Here is a 17,808-nt window from a genome sequence, read left to right as displayed (position 1 = left end):
CTTTTATTAATAAATGTTACTAATAGAATCAATTTATTTCCGACAAGCCGAAAAAACATCGGAATCTTTGCGGTAAATTTCAGTTTTAACGTTCATCAATCCAAGCAAACTATCAAATAAGTTATCGTGGGAAAATCCACCTTTTTGCGCTTCTTCAGCCAAACAGGTTAAATTGAGTCGATTCTGCTCGGCAAAACCCGCTGAGAACCAAGCTAAAAAAGGCACCTTGGTTTGTTCATCCGGCGCAAATGAGTACGGCGTACCATGAAGGTACATGCCACTTTCACCCAGTGACTCTCCATGATCAGATAGGTAAAGCATTGCCGTATCAAATTGGCCATGCTCGGCTTCTAGTTTCTTCACGACCTGAGATAAAATGTAATCGGTATATAAAATCGTATTGTCGTAGGTATTAACCAACTCTTCATGGCTACAGTTTTGAATATCACTTCGTTGGCAATCAGGTACAAAGTGCCGATACTGCTCAGGATAGCGCAGATAATAGGTAGGCCCATGGGAACCGATAATATGCAACACTAACAAGGTATCTTGGCGCTTAATTGACTTTAGTCGCTTATCTAATTCATTTAGCAATACTTGATCGTAGCAATACTCACCATTACATAATTTGGGATCACTATTATGATCTATCGTAATGTTCTCAATGTTTTGACAGACCCCTTTACAGCCACTGTCGTTATCAAGCCACTCCAGCTGGATCCCCGCATGATTTAACACGTCGATAGCACTGTCTTGAGCTTTCTCCCGTCGAGAGTTGTAATTATCCCTATCCATTCGAGAAAACATACAGGGCAAAGATACCGCCGTTGCGGTGCCGCAAGAATGAGTATCTTTAAATGTTACTAACCCTTGGTCTTTAGTAAATGCATTGGTCGGTCTATCGTAACCATAATACGCATAATTTGCCGCTCTGGCTGTTTCACCAACCACCAATACCACTAGATTGGGTTTGGCTTTGTCAGTTGTATTCTTAGCATCTAAGCCGATTTGTTTATATTCAAGTGGCTTTTGTAGGTAATTAACTTCTATATATTTGATGGTAGAGCCGACAAAGTAAGTAGGAATGATATAGCGCTTGATAGTGTCGTTATTACGGCCAAATGAAACATAATTCTCATAATAAAACATGGCGATAATTACGATGCCGCCCAACATAGCCAACATAAAGAGTACTTTGTGCATCAGCTCTTTAGTAAAGGGCTTGTATTGAATATTGACTTTATAGATCAGCAGCGCCGGCAGTGCACCAGTGAGGGCAAAGTTAACCAACGACGCCCAGTTCAAGTAAGTCCCTGCTTCAGATTGATTGGTCTGAAAGATGTTCTCTATCATGCCATAGTCAAAAACCACACCATACTGCAAAGCGGCAAAAAACACGCTAGATGACATCAAGGTGAGCACAATGAAAAATGGCTTTGCCAGATACTTGATACAAAAAAGACTGAAGATAAAAGACAGCGCGAAAACTAACAGTAATGGCATAGTCGCAATAAACGCCAGGTTGACATCTGGTTGCTTGTCTACCCCCTGTTTCACAACTAGAAAAAGCGGGATATTAAATACACATACATAATAAATCGATAGGAGTAATGAAAATTGAATGCTGGTTAAATTCTTAAGACGCGACAACACTATTTTACTCACTTTTTATAGAAATTAAGCCCAACAGGCATTGAACGCCTGTCACAGAGGCACATATTACCACCGCAACAAAAACGCTAATAGTGTATCAATCAAAGTTACAAAACATTTTTGCTAATAATGTATCGTTTGTAACAGCAAAGAGAAATACACCAATGCTAACAATGAAAGTAGATCGCTATTCTGTGGGCTTAGCTCAGTTGAAAAGACTTAAGGGGCGCTCACAGAGGAGCAGCCGCATGAGAGGGATAATATCAGTCAGTATAAATGGAACAAGGCTAAAAAGTGTGCCAGCAAGCACTAAAATTCGCGATTAATCCTCTCGAAAAAATCTAATAATTGAATTCTCTCAGACTCTGTAAATTTGACAGTTAGATCTTGCGTTAGCTGCATATGCAGTTTGTCATGCTCTTCAAACATGCTTCGTCCGCTGTCGGTGAGCTCGACTAAAATAGAGCGCCTATCATTGGCATGAGGAGTACGGATCACAAGGCCAGCATCGACCATCTTATCGACTTGAACCGTTAAGGTGCCGGTAGTAATCCCGATTTTTTGTGCCAACTCTTTCATGCGCATGGGGCCGTTTAGCCCCAGGATCTCAACGGTATGTACTTGAGGCAAGCTAAAGCCTTTATCCTTGACGACCGCCATTTCCCATGATGACAGCTTCTCATAAAATTCGATCATTGCATGATTTAAGCTATCATCGTGGTTTTTCATTTATTTAATTCCTAGTCAGTATCGGCTTATTGTGCCTGAGCAATAGGATTCACTTCAATAGTGACATGAGATAAGCGCTCAAAATGTGATAACTTTTGTCTGAAATACCCCGCATCCTTAGCACTTTCCACCCCAATAACCATGCTAGCTGCATAATGATCTGCACTGATCTTCCAAACATGAAGATCGATAAGCTGGGCACTTTCTTGAGTTATCGCGTGTTTAATCTGTTGCATATAGGTTTGCTCAATGCTCGCATCAAGCAATACTGGGCCCGTTTGTTTTAATAGCCCCCACGCCCAGCGACTTATAATCAATGCCCCAACAATGCCCATAACAGGGTCTAACCATGTAAGACCGAAATATTTTCCCATCAACAATGCGGCAATCGCTAACATAGATGTGAGCGCATCGGCAAGGACATGAAAATAGGCGGCTCGTAGATTATGATCATGGCCGTGGTGCTTTTCTTCATGGCTCAGCTCTTTATGCCCATCATGCTCATGATGGCTGTGACCATGACCGTCACTATGAGAGTGACTATGACTATGATCGTGGCCATGGTGATCTTTTAACAAGAAAACACTCACCACATTAACGATCAGACCAATGATGGCCACTAAAATAGCCTCGTTAAAATGGATTTCATGGGGGTTGAATATCCTAGCTCCCGACTCTGCCAACATCACGAGGGCCACTAATCCCAATGCGATGGCACTGGTATAGCCTCCAAGAACACTGACCTTACCTGTTCCATAGGAAAATTCGGCAGAATTAGCATGTTTACGAGCATAACGGTAGGCGAATAATGTGATCATAAAAGCAGCGGCATGGGTTCCCATATGCCAGCCATCGGCAAGTAAGGCCATAGAGCCATAAACGGTACCAGCAATGATCTCTGCCAGCATAGTGACTATCGTCAGCACTAATACATAGGCAGTGTTACGCTCCCCTGCACTATTTTGAGTCGAAAATTTCTGTTTATCTGCGCAGTTCACTGTCGCCTGTTCACCATGGATCATAAAAAACACCCTTGAATCTTTTTCATTATAACGTCTAGCCATCAATGCCCCGGCTAGCGTTTAGCTCTTATCAATCGTTTCTATTTACTGCTAAGCCTAGTCAACGCGAGTTCAATGGCTAGCAAACTAAATGTTTGACAGACTAATTATTAGAACACCAAGTATTTTGATACTCAAACTAAGTTTGCGCTTTTGAAGCTGATAACACAACAGAGGGTCACTTTTATGTGATCTTGCGCTTTTTCTAGTGACTATAAATGGATGGCGAGCGGCGTAAAAAGCTTTACTAATAATGAGGTAACTAAAAGCGAACTTTATCCGAACCTCACAGTCATAAAGGAATAGTAATTGTTGGGAGCAGTAATAATAGGCTCTATATTAAGTTTGAATTCATGGGTATTTTCTCTAATCCAGGTCTTAATATATTTTTTTCAATTTTTTTAACCCTTTTTGAAAACTGCCCCGTTTATAGAGGTATTGAACACAGACAATACCTTTTTATTTTGGAGATTTTATGACTTTATTCACTACTGGTAACACACGTTTTACTCGTACTCTTTTGGCTTCTTCTTTGATTCTTTCGGCCTTTTCATTCAATGCCAGTGCAACCAGTCCAGCTCATCCATCTGGAGTTAATCAAAATATGATCAGCGCGCAAATGTATACGGCTAATGACTACAGTACGACAAAAGAGACTAAGATGTTTCCAGCCCCACAAACAGGTCAAGTCCAGCATATATTGACCTTACCTAAGCTTGAAAATGAAGCGGACTACAGGGTAGAGATCCAGATTGGACAAACAAAAATGGTCGACTGTAACAAGCATGGTTTAAATGGTGAGCTCAAGCAGCACTCGGTGAAAGGATGGGGTTATAACTATTATCAAGTAGACTCAATTAGCGAGGGGCCTAGCACTATGATGGCCTGCTTCGATCAAGCTAAAACAGAAAAGTTCTTGCCGATCCGTGATGATCTGATGCTGAAATACGATAGCCGCTTACCTAAAGTATTCTATCTACCAGAAAATACGCAGGTGCGTTACCGCGTATGGAAAGTGGAGTCGCCATTTAGCTACTCAGGTGAAGCCGCGAAATAATTATTTGGCTATAAAGGAGTTAGATATAAAAAAAGCTACCTTAGGGTAGCTTTTTTATGCGAGTAATTTGCTTTGGTAAATTAAGCTTTCAGTGCACCAATCGCCTCTTTACACAAGGCTGTAATGCGCTCCCAGTCGCCCTGCTCCATCGCATCTGTCGGCGCAATCCAACTACCACCGATACAGTCAACATTTTTAAGTGCCAAGTAATCTTTATAGCTACTTGGAGTAATGCCACCTGTTGGACAGAAGCGAATATCGGCAAGTGGGCCAGAGAAGGCTTTAAGAGCATTCACACCGCCCGACGCTTCGGCTGGGAAGAACTTAAAGTTTGTGTAACCCAGTGCCATACCTTTCATCACTTCTGAGATGCTAGCCACGCCAGGAATGAGCGGCGTTGTGCCTTGCATTGCGGCCTCTAACAGCTCCGTTGTTGCACCTGGAGTAATAACAAACTGTGCGCCGGCATTAATTGCCTGCTCTAGCTGTGCCTTATTTAAAATGGTGCCCGCGCCCACTAGTGCTTCTGGCACTTCTTGAGCAATCTTAGTGATAGCTTCCAATGCACAGTCGGTACGTAGTGTCACTTCCAAAACAGAGATGCCACCCGCAACAAGCGCCTTAGCAAGCGGCACAGCATGTTCAATCTTATTGATCACCATGACAGGAACAATAGGGCTGCGTTTAAAAATATCTTGTGGCTGTATTGACCAGTTATTCTCAAGCATTGCGTTACTCTTCCTTAAACTCTAATAGTGTTCATCAATTGCACTAGTGCTGCGTGCACCAGTTTCTGGACTACTTAAGCTAGCGCGTAGTGCACCAAAAAGCTCTCGTCCCATTCCATAACTTGTTTTATGCAGATCGACCTTATCGGCGACTCTAGCATTGAGCTCAGATTCATCAACTAACAGCGATAGCTCACCGGTTGTCGCATTGACTCGAACTAAATCACCATTATGGATCTTAGCAATCAAACCGCCATCTAGCGCTTCTGGTGTCAAATGAATCGCTGCAGGCACTTTACCCGATGCGCCAGACATACGGCCGTCGGTTAGCAGAGCTACCTTGAACCCTCTGTCTTGAAGCGTACCTAGAATTGGCGTGAGCTTGTGTAGCTCTGGCATGCCAATGGCTTTAGGGCCTTGGCCTTTAACGACAACAACGCAGTCCTTATCGAGTTCACCAGCTTTGAATAATGCTTCAAGCTTGTTCTGATCATCGATAACAACAGCGGGAGCTTCGACAACGCGATGCTGCTCTTGAACCGCAGAAACTTTAATCACTGCTCGACCAAGATTACCTTTTAGTAACTTAAGGCCACCATTGCTTTGGAACGGCGCATTTAGTCCAGTTAACACTTCGGTGTCTAAACTTGTTTGCGGTCCTTCAACCCACTTTAGTTCACCATCACGAATTTGTGGCTCTTGGGTATAACGCTTAAGACCAAAACCAGCAACGGTATCGACATCTTCATGTAGCAAGCCACCATCGAGTAGCTCTTTAATTAAGAACGCCATACCACCCGCAGCGTGGAAGTGGTTGATGTCGGCATGACCATTTGGGTACACACGTGCAAGAAGCGGTACAGCGTCAGAAAGCTCTGAAAAATCATCCCAATTGACAATAATGCCTGCAGCACGCGCCGCAGCAACAATGTGCATGGTCAAGTTAGTCGAGCCACCTGTTGCCAATAGTGCAACGATGCCATTGACCACAGATTTCTCTGATACCACTTTACCAATAGGCGTATATTGCGTGCCCGTTTCGGTTAAACGGCAAACTTGCTTAGCAGCAGTCTTACTTAACACGTCACGCAGTGGATCGTCAGGATTAACGAAAGATGAGCCCGGTAATTGCAGACCCATCACCTCAAGCATCAACTGGTTACTGTTGGCGGTTCCGTAGAAGGTACAAGTACCCGCGCTGTGGTAAGACTTAGACTCTGCATCTAACAACGCAGCTCTATCGACTTCACCCTGAGCATATTTTTGACGAATGCGCGCCTTCTCTTTATTGGGAATGCCCGACTTCATTGGGCCTGCGGGCACAAACAGCATCGGCAGGTGACCAAAGCTTAGTGCACCAATCAATAGACCCGGTACAATTTTATCGCAAATACCGAGCAATAACGCCCCGTCGAACATATTGTGCGATAGTCCAACGGCAGTGCCCATTGCGATCACTTCACGGCTTAAAAGACTCAGCTCCATGCCCGGTTGACCTTGAGTCACGCCATCACACATTGCCGGCACACCGCCAGCAACTTGAGCCACACTGCCGACTTCATTACAGGCTTGCTTCAACATGTCAGGATATTCACCATATGGCTGGTGAGCCGATAACATGTCATTAAATGAGGTGACAATACCTATGTTGGCTTTATTCAATTGCTTGATAGAAGCCTTGTCGCTTGGGTTACAAGCGGCAAAACCGTGGGCCAAGTTTCCGCAACTTAGCGCGCTGCGGTGAACCCCTTGATTCTTAGCATCATCGAGCGCCGCTAAATATTTAGCGCGAGAATCTTTGCTTCGTTCAATAATTCTGTCGGTAACAGATTGTACAACGCTGTGCATAATTACTCCTTAAGCGCTCCAGTAAACATCAACAGGTGTTTTATGCTGTCCGAGAACGGCTCGGATCGGCATTTCACGACTGTCATCGTTTGCTAGTGCTTGTCGGTAAACATCAAGTTTTTGCTCACCAACGATATGTAGATAGATTTGACGGCTGGCTAAGATCGCAGATTTTGACAAAGAGATCCTTGAATGCGGTGCGTTGCCTGGTTTGACTGCAACACACAGGTCACTCGTTGTTAAAGCGTTATCTAACTCAGCTTGTGCTGCACATGGGAACCAAGAGCAGGTATGACCATCGTTACCCATACCCAATACAACAACATCAAATGGCTTTGGAAAACTGCCAAGCTGTTCTATGGTCATGTCACAACCCTCTTCTGGCGAAGAGTACATGTTCTTTAAACCGCGAAACTTTGCACTGGCGGCTCGGTTTTTAAGTAAGTGATTTCTCACCAAGCGCTCATTTGAATCGCCGTGTTCTGGACTGACCCAGCGCTCATCGGCAAGGGTGATAAACACATCACTCCAGTCGATCGCCTTCTTACTTAGCAATTCAAATAGCTTAAGCGGAGTCGATCCACCAGATACGATTAGGCTCGCTTTACCACGAGAATCCACTGCTTCTTGCAGTTGATTAGCGATACGCTCGGCAAGTTGAGCCTCTAGTGCTTCTTTATTATCAAATGATTTAAAAACGGTTTCTTTAATCATTGGATCCCCTTATTCGTCCCAAGAACGGCCGTCTTTAGTGATAAGCGCGACAGAAGCTACAGGCCCCCAAGTACCAGCTGGATAAGGTTTCGGCTTCTCGTCGGTCTCTTCCCAAGCTTGAATAATACCATCGACCCAGCTCCATGCCTGCTCGACTTCATCACGACGAACAAACAGTGCTTGATTACCTAACATGGCTTCAAGCAATAAACGCTCGTAGGCATCGGCAATGCGCTCGCTCTTGAAAGTCTCAGAGAAACTTAAATCCAGTTTAGTCGTTTGCAGGCGTTGCTTTTCACCAAGACCTGGCACCTTGTTCAACATCTGGATTTCAACCCCTTCGTGAGGCTGCAATCTAATCGTCAGTTTGTTAGGTGGCAGGTTACGGTAGTTAGAGCTATACAAGTTGTGCGGTGGGTTCTTGAAGTACACCACAATTTCAGAGCTCTTGAATGGCATACGCTTACCGCTACGAAGGTAGAAAGGCACGCCAGCCCAGCGCCAGTTGTCGATATCGACGCGCAAGGCAACAAAGGTTTCAGCGTTTGACTGAACATTTGCGCCCTCTTCCTCAAGGTAACCCGGAACAGGGGCTCCTTTTAAAAAGCCTGAGCTATACTGGCCGCGAACCGTATTTTCGTATATGTTGTCGGCGTTTATTGGGCGCAGCGACTTAAGAACTTTGACTTTTTCGTCACGAATATTGTCAGCATCTAAGTTAACAGGTGGATCCATAGCAACTAAGGTCAATACCTGTAGAAGATGGTTTTGGATCATGTCACGCATCTGACCGGCTTTATCGAAATAACCCCAACGGCCTTCGATGCCCACCTCTTCAGCAACCGTTAGCTGTACATGATCGATAGTACGGTTATCCCACTTAGAGGCAAAGAGAGAGTTAGCGAAGCGCAGCGCAAGAAGATTCTGTACCGTCTCTTTACCTAAGTAATGGTCGATACGATAAACTTGGCTTTCTTCGAAATAGGCTGAGACTTGATCGTTAATGATGCGAGAGCTTGCGAGATCGGAACCGATGGGTTTTTCTAGAACGACACGAGAGTCTGGGAAAATGAGGTTTTGTTCGTGAAGACAACGACAAATATCACCGAAAATAGCGGGTGGCGTGGCAAAGTAACTCACCATAACGCGTTTTTCTGGCTCGAGAATATCATGGAAAGCCCGATAGCCTTCAGACTCAGTAAAGTTAGTGCCTACATAATGACATCTGTCTAAGAAACGACTCACCGTCTCTTCACAAAGCTTGTCTTTAACAAAAGTCGTTAAGGCGTTTACCACCAGCTCACGGTATTCTTCTTGGCTAAACTCATCTTTTGCAACGCCGAGAATTTTTGTATCGACATTTAGCAGATTAGCTTTATCAAGCTGATATAAAGAAGGAAGTAACTTACGCTTGGCAAGATCTCCCTTGGTACCAAATAGAACAAAATCACAAGCTTTGGCTTTAGGTGTCGTAATGCCCATCGCTTCAAAATCTCCTTTTGACACTGTGCCCCATCATTTTTGATGAGTATTCACACGTTTGTTGTAATATAACAACACAAATCACTAATTGCATCTAAATTTTATAATAAACTTCAAGTTAGCCTATTAGCTATGTTACGCCATAATCTGATATGCTTTCGTGATAAAATTACTAAAAATTATCGTGTTTGTACCTGTTGTCATTATAAATTAATGTAGGCCATAGCGCTCTGTAATTAACGGTAATCAAACGACAAATTCAAAACTTCATCAAAATATAATAAAGCTACATTACTATTGAGTGGACGTACGCATATGAATACCCTAGAAAAGGTGCAGAAAAGCCTTACCCATTTTAGTAAATCTGAACGTAAAGTTGCAGAAGTCATTTTATCTTCGCCACAGACCGCTATTCACTCGAGTATTGCAACGCTGGCTAAGATGGCAGATGTAAGTGAGCCAACGGTTAACCGCTTCTGTCGCCGCCTCGATACTAAGGGCTTTCCAGACTTTAAACTCCACTTAGCGCAAAGCCTAGCTAACGGTACGCCTTATGTTAGCCGCCATGTTGAAGAAGACGATAGTCCTGACTCATACACCACTAAGATTTTCGAATCTTCAATGGCCTCTTTAGATACCGCTAGACAAAGTATCGACACCGCTGCTATCAACAAGGCGGTAGACATTCTTACCCAGGCTAAAAAAATCTCCTTCTTTGGCCTAGGCGCGTCAGCTTCCGTTGCCCATGACGCTCAAAATAAATTCTTCCGCTTTAATGTGCCTGTCATCAGTTTCGACGATGTTCTTATGCAGCGTATGAGCTGTATAAACAGTAACGAGGGCGATGTAGTGGTATTGATCTCCCATACAGGCCGTACTAAGTCGCTTATCGATATCGCAAAACTTGCGAGAGAAAATGGCGCAGCAGTTATCGGCATTACTGCCAGACATTCGCCGCTATCAACTGTGTGTACACTTCCCGTAACAATGGAAGTACCAGAAGATACCGATATGTACTTGCCTATGGCTTCACGTTTAGCACAATTAGTTATAATAGATGTGCTAGCGACAGGATTTACACTTAGACGAGGTCCTCGTTTCCGTGAGAATTTGAAGCGAGTAAAGGAAGTGTTAAAAGAATCAAGAATAGACAAAGATCCAGTTCTGTAACTGACTTCCTACAAGAATTTAGGCAATTTGGCTTAGGTTGAATTGCCTGTTTTCAGCTATATGTTGGAATAGGTCACAAAATTAAAAACTTGAGTTAGATCATTTTGCTCGTAATTTTACTACATTAAAGGATATTGTCTGTTAATATAGGGTCAGAATTTTTTAAACTTAACGGAGTATGTCATGTTCCGCAGAACCAAAATTGTAACAACTTTGGGTCCAGCCACCGACCGTGATGACAACTTACGCCGCATTATTGCTGCCGGCGCTAACGTTGTTCGCTTAAACTTCTCTCACGGTGCACCAGAAGATCATAAGAAACGCGCAGACGATACTCGAGCGATTGCAAAAGAGCTCGGTGTTCATGTTGCTGTTTTAGGCGATCTACAGGGTCCTAAAATCCGTATCTCTACTTTCAAAGACAACAAAAAGGTGATGTTAGAGCTTGGTCAAGCCTATACCCTTGATGCTGATCTTGCGAAAGGTGAAGGTGATGAGAACCAAGTCGGTATCGATTATAAAGAGTTACCACAAGACGTCAGTCTTGGTGACATCTTAATGCTTGATGACGGTCGCGTTCAGTTGCGCGTTGAAAGTGTTGAAGGTAACAAGGTTCACACCACTGTGACGGTTGCCGGTCCTTTATCAAACAATAAAGGTATCAACAAGCAAGGCGGTGGTCTTTCGGCCGCAGCGCTAACTGAAAAAGATAAGCAAGACATCATTACTGCTGCAGCGATTAATGTTGACTACCTTGCCGTCTCTTTCCCAAGAAGCGGAGCAGATCTTAATTACGCACGTGATTTAGCGCGTAAAGCGGGTAGCAACGCATTGATCGTGTCTAAAGTGGAGCGTGCAGAAGCCGTTGCTACAGACGAAGCGATGGATGATGTGATCATTGCATCTGATGCAGTGATGGTTGCTCGTGGTGACTTAGGTGTTGAAATCGGTGATCCTGCACTTGTTGCTGTACAAAAGAAGCTTATCAGCCGTTCTCGTCAATTGAATAAGCCTGTTATCACGGCAACTCAAATGATGGAGTCAATGATCTCTAGCCCAATGCCAACACGTGCAGAGGTGATGGACGTTGCGAACGCAGTACTCGATGGTACTGACGCCGTAATGCTTAGCGCCGAAACCGCAGCTGGTGACTTCCCAGAAGAAACGGTTAAAGCCATGGCTCAGGTTTGTTTAGGCGCCGAGTCTCACCCAAGTGTTCAAGTGTCTAAGCACAGATTGGATCAGCAGTTTACAACTATCGAAGAAACCATTGCGTTATCGACCATGTATGCTGCCAACCACCTTGAAGGTATCAAGGCGATTATCGCATTGACCGAATCAGGTGCAACTCCAGAGATGATGTCACGCATCAGCTCTGCCCTGCCAATTTTTGCTCTGTCTCGTCATGAGTCTACTTTGGCTAAGATGGCACTTTATCGTGGTGTTCAACCAGTGTACTTTGATTCGACAACCCATTCTCCAGAAGCGGTTGCACAAAAGGCACTCGACACCTTAGCTCAAGCGGGTTACCTACAAAAAGGTGATATGGCGATGATGACTAAGGGCGATGCGATGGAAACCGTTGGTGGCACTAACACCAGTAAGGTTGTTGTCGTTTAAGCGCATACTATAATGCCATAAACGTTTATGGCTTTAGCTAAAAAAAAGGTACGCATTGCGTACCTTTTTTATTACCCCTTAAATCAGTTAAAGCTTTTCGAACTCATCAACGGCGATGGCCGCTAATCTTAGCTCATCGGCTTTCACTAAGTTTTGATGTTCTTGCTCGGTGATCAATGATATCTCTAGCGCAGCATCAAACAATGCCAATGGCGCTAACTTAACGGGCAAACTGCCCTCTTTCTGTGCACTCTTAAGCTTTTTATACAGGCCTTTACATGCATGCTTAGCAACAAACGCATTTTCGACTTCGGCAATACCACCGATATCTCCCTCAAAGTCAGGACAAAGAAACGTCAGTCTGTCACGGGCAGGTCCTGGCTGGCTCATCGCATTAGCAAGCTCAATCGATAGCTTGTCACTGGCGTCTTTAAAGCGATTACCCAGTGGGAAAATTAATGCTCGAAGCAATAACGCCACGCCACGATTAGGGAAGTTACGAATCGCTTCATCGAGCGCTTTGGCAGCTAAGTGCAAGCGAGTCGCCATTACATGGCGCACTGCAGGTAAGTCATCAAACTGACGACCGTTATCTTCAAATAACTTCAATGTGGCTGAGCCCAAGTAGAGCTGACTTAACACATCGCCCATACGCGCACTGAGCATCTCTTTGCGTTTTAAGTCACCACCTAAGATCAACATAGAGACATCGGTCATCAGGGCTAAACCTGCAGATAAACGGGTCATATCTTTATAATACTGCTTAGTTTCACCACTAACAGGTGACTGAGCGAAACGACTTCCAGTCAAGGCGTTACCCAAGGCACTAAAGGCATTACGCGTAGCATAACCAATATGCCCAAGCAATAAGGCATCGAAACGCTCAAGGCCAGCACTGCTATCTTCCATGCCCGCCGCTTCCATTTCAGCCAATACATATGGGTGACAACGCGTCGCCCCTTGACCAAAGATCATCAGGCTGCGGGTTAAAATATTCGCCCCTTCAACAGTAATAGAGATTGGCAGCGCCATATAACCGTGACCCAAATAGTTCTTCGGCCCCAATTGAATCCCTTTACCCGACTGGATATCCATCGCATCATCGACAACTTTTCTGCCAAGCTCTGTCATATGATACTTAGCGATCGCAGTCACCACAGAAGGTTTAACCTTTAAGTCGATTCCGGTAGTGGTTAAGCGTCTAGCCGCTTCAAGCTGATAAGTATTGGCGATCACACGAGCTAGCGCTTCTTGTACGCCTTCAAATTTACCGATCTCTAAACCAAACTGCTGACGAACGGCGCTGTAAGCGGTCGTTGTCTTGGTCGCCATATGACCTGAAGCCGTTGACAGTGCAGGCAATGAAATACCGCGCCCTGCCGATAAGCACTCAACCAACATTCTCCAACCACGCCCTGCGTATTGTGAACCACCGATAATCCAATCCAGTGGGATAAACACATCTTTACCGCGAGTTGTGCCGTTCATAAAGGCCAAGTTGAGTGGGTTATGACGGCTACCTATCTCAACGCCATCATGATCGGTTGGGATCAAGGCACAGGTAATACCGATATGCTTAGTATCACCGAGAAGGCCGTCAGGGTCATACATTTGAAAGGCAAGACCGAGTACATTAGCCACTGGCGCAAGGGTAATATAACGCTTATCCCAGTTAAGCTTTAAACCTAAGGTGTCTACACCGTTAAACTCTTGACGGCAAACGATACCTGAATCGGGGATAGCGCCTGCATCACTGCCCGCTTCTGGGCCTGTTAACGCAAAGCATGGAATCGCACGGCCATCGGCAAGTTGTGGTAGCCAGTAATCTTTCTGCTCGCTAGTACCGTAATGGGTCAATAGCTCACCTGGGCCCAATGAGTTCGGCACCATAACGGTGACCGCAGCACTAACACTACGGCTGGCAATTTTACTGACAATCGTTGAGTTCGCGTAGGCTGAAAATGCCTTGCCGCCGTACTTTTTAGGGATGATAAGCGCGAAAAATCCCTCTTTCTTAAAGTAATCCCAGAGCTCAGGCGGTAAGTCTTTTCTATCATTAACTATGTTGTAATCATCGATCATAGTTAATGCGGTCATGACTTGGTTATCGATAAACTCCTGCTCTTCTGAGGTCAGAGTCGGTTTACCGTAACTGTGAAGTACCTGCCAGTTTGGCTTGCCTTTAAATAGCTCACCCTCCCACCAAACATCACCCGCTTCCATCGCTTCTTTCTCAGTATTGGAGAGCGGTGGCAGCACTTTTTTGAAAAAACTGAAAACAGGACGCGTGATTAACTGCATCCTGATATTTTTAACACTGAATACAACCACTATTGCGATAAGCAATAGCACTAGTAATGTCGTAGCCATAAGTTTTACATTACATCCTTAGTAAGTGGAACGGACACTCCGGCAGACAAATACGGAATGACTTTTCTAATAACAGCTTCAATATCATTGTGCTCCCCAAAGTCGGCTTCTGCAATTTCGGTTAGTGCATCGGCTGAGGCCATGGTGAAGACGATCGTGCCTAAGGTAAAGTGTAGTCGCCAGAACATCTCTGCAGGCGGAATATGCGGTGCACTTTGGGCGACAGCCTTTACAAATTGCCCCAAATACTGGCCATAATGTGTGGTGATAAACCAGCGAAGGTGACCTTGGCTTTCTATATAGCCACGACCAAGTAGTTGCAGGAAGGTTGTGGTACCTTCGGTTCTTAAACTATTCAGATCGAGCAGTGGGGCGACTAAACTTGAGAATATATCGTTTAACGACGCGTCGGCATTGTTTTTTTGAACTGAGATGATAGCGTCTGCAGCGCTAGGCATAAACACATCGAGGTAACGGGCCAATACCGCTCTAATTAGCTCTTTTTTAGAGCCAAAATGATAATTAACAGACGCAAGGTTTACCTCTGCTTTGCTGGTAATTAGTCTTAGAGAGGTCTCTGAGAAACCTCTTTCTGCAAATAATTTTTCCGCAGCATCGAGTATTCTTGTTTTTGTATCGGAGCGATTTGCCATTCCGTTGCCTTTATATCTATTTAAAACACTCGTTTAAATTAAACATTCGCTTGCCCATTGTCAAACAAAATCCCGATATCGGCCAAAACAGACGCATCGTTGGCATACCTGTTTTAATCCGCTATTAATCAGCAACAAAATAAGTAAAATAAGCAACACAATAATAACAAGGGATTTAAACGATGAATAAAAACCTAGTTCAGGTTTCTAAGCTGTCGGCAATCATAGCGTTAACACTTGGCGTTGCTGCCTGTAATAGCACTGATGTTGAGAGTACAGAAGTAAGCGCCGATAAGACCATAGAAGCAAAACAGTTTATCAAGGATGCAGAATCTAAGATGGCCGATCTATCTATTGAGATTAATCGCTCTGAATGGATCTACAGCAACTTTATTACTCAGGATACCGCAGCACTTGCCGCTAGCGTTTCTGAAAAATACACCGCGACATCGGTCGAGCTCGCGACTAAATCGGCTCAGTACGCCGACCTCCCCTTAAGCGCTCAAGAAAAACGTAAACTCAATATTCTACGAAGCTCAATCGTACTCCCCGCTCCTCTTGATCCTGCTAAAAACGCCGAGTTAGCAAAGATCAGCGCCGAACTGAACGGTTTATACGGTAAAGGTAAGTATTGCTTCGAAGATGGCCGTTGCCTCACTCAGCCCGAGCTATCGGCCATTATGGGCGAGTCTAAAAATCCCGATGAATTGCTGGAAGTCTGGCAAGGCTGGCGAGAGATAGCTAAACCCATGCGTCCCCTGTTTGAAAGAGAAGTCGAGCTGGCTAACGAGGGAGCAAAAGATCTTGGTTACGCTAACCTATCTGAGCTTTGGCGTAGCAATTACGATATGAAACCTGATGAATTTTCAACCGAACTCGACCGACTATGGGGCCAAGTCAAACCCCTATATGACTCGCTACACTGTTACGTTCGTGGTGAACTGAACGAGCAATATGGTGATGAGGTCGCTCCAGCATCGGGCCCAATACCCGCTCACCTACTGGGTAATATGTGGGCACAGAGTTGGGGCAATATTTACAATCAAGTGGCCCCTGAAGATGCCGATCCTGGCTATGACGTCACCGAACTGTTAGCCAAGCACAATTATGATGAGATAAAGATGGTTGAGCAAGCCGAAGGCTTCTTTACCTCTTTAGGTTTCGAGCCACTACCCGACACTTTCTGGGAGCGCTCTTTATTTGTCCAGCCTGAAGACCGTGACGTGGTTTGTCACGCCTCGGCTTGGGATCTGGATAACCGCGATGATATCCGCATCAAGATGTGTATTCAAAAGACCGCCGAAGACTTTACCGTGATCCATCATGAACTCGGCCACAACTTCTATCAACGTGCCTATAAAGAACAACCGTTTATCTTTAAAAATAGCGCCAACGATGGCTTCCATGAAGCAATAGGCGATACGGTTGCCCTATCTATCACACCGAACTACCTCAAGCAGATAGGCTTACTTGATGAGGTTCCTGATGAGTCTAAAGATATTGGCCTACTGCTAAAGCAAGCTCTGGATAAAGTCGCATTCTTGCCCTTTGGTTTAATGATCGACCAATGGCGCTGGAAAGTGTTCAGCGGCGAGATCACTCCAGAGCAATATAACCAGGCATGGTGGGATTTACGGGAAAAATACCAAGGTGTTAAAGCCCCTATCGCCCGCAGCGAAACTGACTTTGACCCAGGCGCCAAGTACCACGTACCGGGCAATGTCCCTTATACACGTTATTTCTTAGCCCATATCCTGCAATTCCAGTTCCATCAGTCTTTATGTGAGATTGCTGGCGATAATGGCCCAGTGCATAGGTGTAGTATCTACGGCAATAAAGAAGCCGGTGCTAAGTTAAACACCATGTTAGAGATGGGCCAGAGTAAGCCATGGCCTGAAGCCTTAGCCGCTGTGACAGGCACTAAAGAGATGGACGCCAATGCGGTACTCGATTACTTTGCGCCGCTGCAAACTTGGCTAGATGAGCAAAACAAAACTGCTAACCGACAGTGTGGTTGGTAAAAAACGCCGACTAGCCTGCTAATATTTGCAGATTGGTACTAAAACAAAAAGGCCATCTTACCTTCGGGTTTGATGGCCTTTTAAATCTTAAAAGATTAGCGAATATTGACGCCTTTATGGTTGGTCTCTTTGGTTTCAATCCGTTTCTGCTCGGATTTTGCCAGCATTACATATAAAGCCCCCGCGCCGCCATGGTGGGTCTGCGCACTATGATACGCCAGCACTTCATCTATCTGCTCAAGCCAACTCGCCACAAAAGACTTCATTAACCCAGGGATAGGTTTGCTGTTAACCCCTTTACCATGAACAACCAGAATACTCCTCTCGCCCTTCTGCCGACTCTTTTGGATCTCGTTATAGAGGACTTCTCGCGCCTGCTGTACTTTTAGCTGGTGCAGCAGGATCTCATGTTTTATCGGATAACCACCGCGGCTGAAGCGATGAAACACTGCGTCTTGTACGCCGTCACGCTTGAATTCAATCACCGCCTCAGGTTCAACGGATTCGATCCTGTTAACATCGGTTGCTAACTTTGCCAACTGCTCGCTCATTTGAAGTTGAGCTCGCCGTAAATTTTGCGCCTGCGTTGAGACTTTCTGCTCCCCAATCGTGGAAGCAGTATTATTTTTTAGTGGCCGAACATTGGCCATCTCTTCGAGAAAAAGACTCATACCCTCTTCACCCATAAGCACTCCCATCGGC

At 44.9% G+C, this 17,808-nt stretch carries 14 protein-coding genes; 4 read left to right on the top strand and 10 right to left on the bottom strand.

From position 1 onward, the window contains the following. Positions 1 to 33 precede the first annotated feature (33 nt). The 3 genes from L1D44_RS14015 to dmeF all read right to left on the bottom strand — a co-directional run bounded on the left by L1D44_RS14015 (position 34) and on the right by dmeF (position 3,404). The gene (locus L1D44_RS14015) at positions 34 to 1,653 is read right to left on the bottom strand and encodes a phosphoethanolamine--lipid A transferase (protein ID WP_239891551.1); all 1,620 of its coding nucleotides are present in this window, start codon (positions 1,651 to 1,653) and stop codon (positions 34 to 36) included. Between the two features lie 309 nt (positions 1,654 to 1,962). Then, positions 1,963 to 2,382 carry a MarR family transcriptional regulator gene (locus tag L1D44_RS14010; protein WP_239891549.1) on the bottom strand — a complete coding sequence of 140 codons (420 nt, stop codon included), beginning with the start codon at positions 2,380 to 2,382 and terminating at the stop codon, positions 1,963 to 1,965. A 26-nt stretch (positions 2,383 to 2,408) separates the two neighbouring features. After that, entirely contained in the window at positions 2,409 to 3,404 is a 996-nt protein-coding gene (gene dmeF, locus L1D44_RS14005) for a CDF family Co(II)/Ni(II) efflux transporter DmeF (protein WP_239891547.1), read from the bottom strand. 514 nt (positions 3,405 to 3,918) lie between these two features. Between dmeF and eco the strand changes: the two genes are divergently transcribed. Continuing rightward, positions 3,919 to 4,500, top strand: a complete 582-nt coding sequence (eco, locus tag L1D44_RS14000; RefSeq protein ID WP_239891545.1) for a serine protease inhibitor ecotin — start codon at positions 3,919 to 3,921, stop codon at positions 4,498 to 4,500. An 80-nt stretch (positions 4,501 to 4,580) separates the two neighbouring features. On the opposite strand, the gene L1D44_RS13995 is transcribed toward eco, so the two are convergent. Genes L1D44_RS13995 through zwf form a run of 4 tightly spaced genes read right to left on the bottom strand, consistent with a single transcriptional unit; the run spans position 4,581 to position 9,272 of the window. Beyond that, positions 4,581 to 5,228, bottom strand: a complete 648-nt coding sequence (locus tag L1D44_RS13995; protein WP_239891543.1) for a bifunctional 4-hydroxy-2-oxoglutarate aldolase/2-dehydro-3-deoxy-phosphogluconate aldolase — start codon at positions 5,226 to 5,228, stop codon at positions 4,581 to 4,583. Positions 5,229 to 5,249: 21 nt separating this feature from the next. Next, positions 5,250 to 7,076 (bottom strand): phosphogluconate dehydratase, encoded by a 1,827-nt coding sequence (gene edd, locus L1D44_RS13990; RefSeq protein WP_239891541.1) that lies wholly within the window; start codon positions 7,074 to 7,076, stop codon positions 5,250 to 5,252. 9 nt (positions 7,077 to 7,085) lie between these two features. Further along, on the bottom strand, positions 7,086 to 7,790 hold the full coding sequence (gene pgl / locus L1D44_RS13985) for a 6-phosphogluconolactonase (protein ID WP_239891538.1): 705 nt from the start codon (positions 7,788 to 7,790) through the stop codon (positions 7,086 to 7,088). Positions 7,791 to 7,799: 9 nt separating this feature from the next. Beyond that, positions 7,800 to 9,272, bottom strand: coding sequence for a glucose-6-phosphate dehydrogenase (gene zwf / locus L1D44_RS13980; protein WP_239891580.1), 1,473 nt, complete (start codon positions 9,270 to 9,272; stop codon positions 7,800 to 7,802). 315 nt (positions 9,273 to 9,587) lie between these two features. Between zwf and L1D44_RS13975 the strand changes: the two genes are divergently transcribed. Next, complete coding sequence (locus L1D44_RS13975) at positions 9,588 to 10,442, top strand: MurR/RpiR family transcriptional regulator (protein WP_012155570.1); 855 nt, start codon at positions 9,588 to 9,590, stop codon at positions 10,440 to 10,442. 183 nt (positions 10,443 to 10,625) lie between these two features. Beyond that, on the top strand, positions 10,626 to 12,062 hold the full coding sequence (gene pyk, locus L1D44_RS13970; RefSeq protein WP_239891536.1) for a pyruvate kinase: 1,437 nt from the start codon (positions 10,626 to 10,628) through the stop codon (positions 12,060 to 12,062). Between the two features lie 87 nt (positions 12,063 to 12,149). Here pyk and L1D44_RS13965 read toward each other — a convergent pair whose 3' ends face one another. Both L1D44_RS13965 and L1D44_RS13960 read right to left on the bottom strand, forming a co-directional pair. Next, a complete protein-coding gene (locus L1D44_RS13965) occupies positions 12,150 to 14,432 on the bottom strand; it encodes an acyl-CoA dehydrogenase (RefSeq protein WP_239891534.1) in 2,283 nt (760 codons plus the stop codon). A 5-nt stretch (positions 14,433 to 14,437) separates the two neighbouring features. Further along, complete coding sequence (locus L1D44_RS13960) at positions 14,438 to 15,085, bottom strand: TetR/AcrR family transcriptional regulator (RefSeq protein ID WP_239891532.1); 648 nt, start codon at positions 15,083 to 15,085, stop codon at positions 14,438 to 14,440. Positions 15,086 to 15,267: 182 nt separating this feature from the next. On the opposite strand from L1D44_RS13960, the gene L1D44_RS13955 reads away from it, so the two are divergent. Further along, entirely contained in the window at positions 15,268 to 17,106 is a 1,839-nt protein-coding gene (locus L1D44_RS13955; protein WP_239891530.1) for a M2 family metallopeptidase, read from the top strand. Positions 17,107 to 17,201: 95 nt separating this feature from the next. On the opposite strand, the gene smrA is transcribed toward L1D44_RS13955, so the two are convergent. After that, positions 17,202 to 17,792 carry a DNA endonuclease SmrA gene (gene smrA / locus L1D44_RS13950; protein WP_239891528.1) on the bottom strand — a complete coding sequence of 197 codons (591 nt, stop codon included), beginning with the start codon at positions 17,790 to 17,792 and terminating at the stop codon, positions 17,202 to 17,204. Positions 17,793 to 17,808 lie beyond the last annotated feature (16 nt).

Origin of the sequence: Shewanella sp. Isolate13, assembly GCF_022398325.1 — a bacterium.
Lineage (GTDB): Bacteria > Pseudomonadota > Gammaproteobacteria > Enterobacterales > Shewanellaceae > Shewanella.
Note: the sequence above shows the minus strand (reverse complement) of the source record. Positions and strands in the feature narration are given on the sequence as shown.

What these genes read in the sequence shown, in the direction of transcription:
- L1D44_RS14010 (WP_239891549.1), bottom strand. Translation starts at nt 2,382, where the DNA reads ATGAAAAACCACGATGATAGCTTAAATCATGCAATGATCGAATTTTAT.
- zwf (WP_239891580.1), bottom strand. Translation starts at nt 9,272, where the DNA reads ATGGGCATTACGACACCTAAAGCCAAAGCTTGTGATTTTGTTCTATTT.
- eco (WP_239891545.1), top strand. Translation starts at nt 3,919, where the DNA reads ATGACTTTATTCACTACTGGTAACACACGTTTTACTCGTACTCTTTTG.
- L1D44_RS13960 (WP_239891532.1), bottom strand. Translation starts at nt 15,085, where the DNA reads ATGGCAAATCGCTCCGATACAAAAACAAGAATACTCGATGCTGCGGAA.
- smrA (WP_239891528.1), bottom strand. Translation starts at nt 17,792, where the DNA reads ATGGGTGAAGAGGGTATGAGTCTTTTTCTCGAAGAGATGGCCAATGTT.
- pyk (WP_239891536.1), top strand. Translation starts at nt 10,626, where the DNA reads ATGTTCCGCAGAACCAAAATTGTAACAACTTTGGGTCCAGCCACCGAC.
- L1D44_RS13955 (WP_239891530.1), top strand. Translation starts at nt 15,268, where the DNA reads ATGAATAAAAACCTAGTTCAGGTTTCTAAGCTGTCGGCAATCATAGCG.
- L1D44_RS13975 (WP_012155570.1), top strand. Translation starts at nt 9,588, where the DNA reads ATGAATACCCTAGAAAAGGTGCAGAAAAGCCTTACCCATTTTAGTAAA.
- edd (WP_239891541.1), bottom strand. Translation starts at nt 7,076, where the DNA reads ATGCACAGCGTTGTACAATCTGTTACCGACAGAATTATTGAACGAAGC.
- L1D44_RS13965 (WP_239891534.1), bottom strand. Translation starts at nt 14,432, where the DNA reads ATGGCTACGACATTACTAGTGCTATTGCTTATCGCAATAGTGGTTGTA.
- L1D44_RS13995 (WP_239891543.1), bottom strand. Translation starts at nt 5,228, where the DNA reads ATGCTTGAGAATAACTGGTCAATACAGCCACAAGATATTTTTAAACGC.
- dmeF (WP_239891547.1), bottom strand. Translation starts at nt 3,404, where the DNA reads ATGATCCATGGTGAACAGGCGACAGTGAACTGCGCAGATAAACAGAAA.
- pgl (WP_239891538.1), bottom strand. Translation starts at nt 7,790, where the DNA reads ATGATTAAAGAAACCGTTTTTAAATCATTTGATAATAAAGAAGCACTA.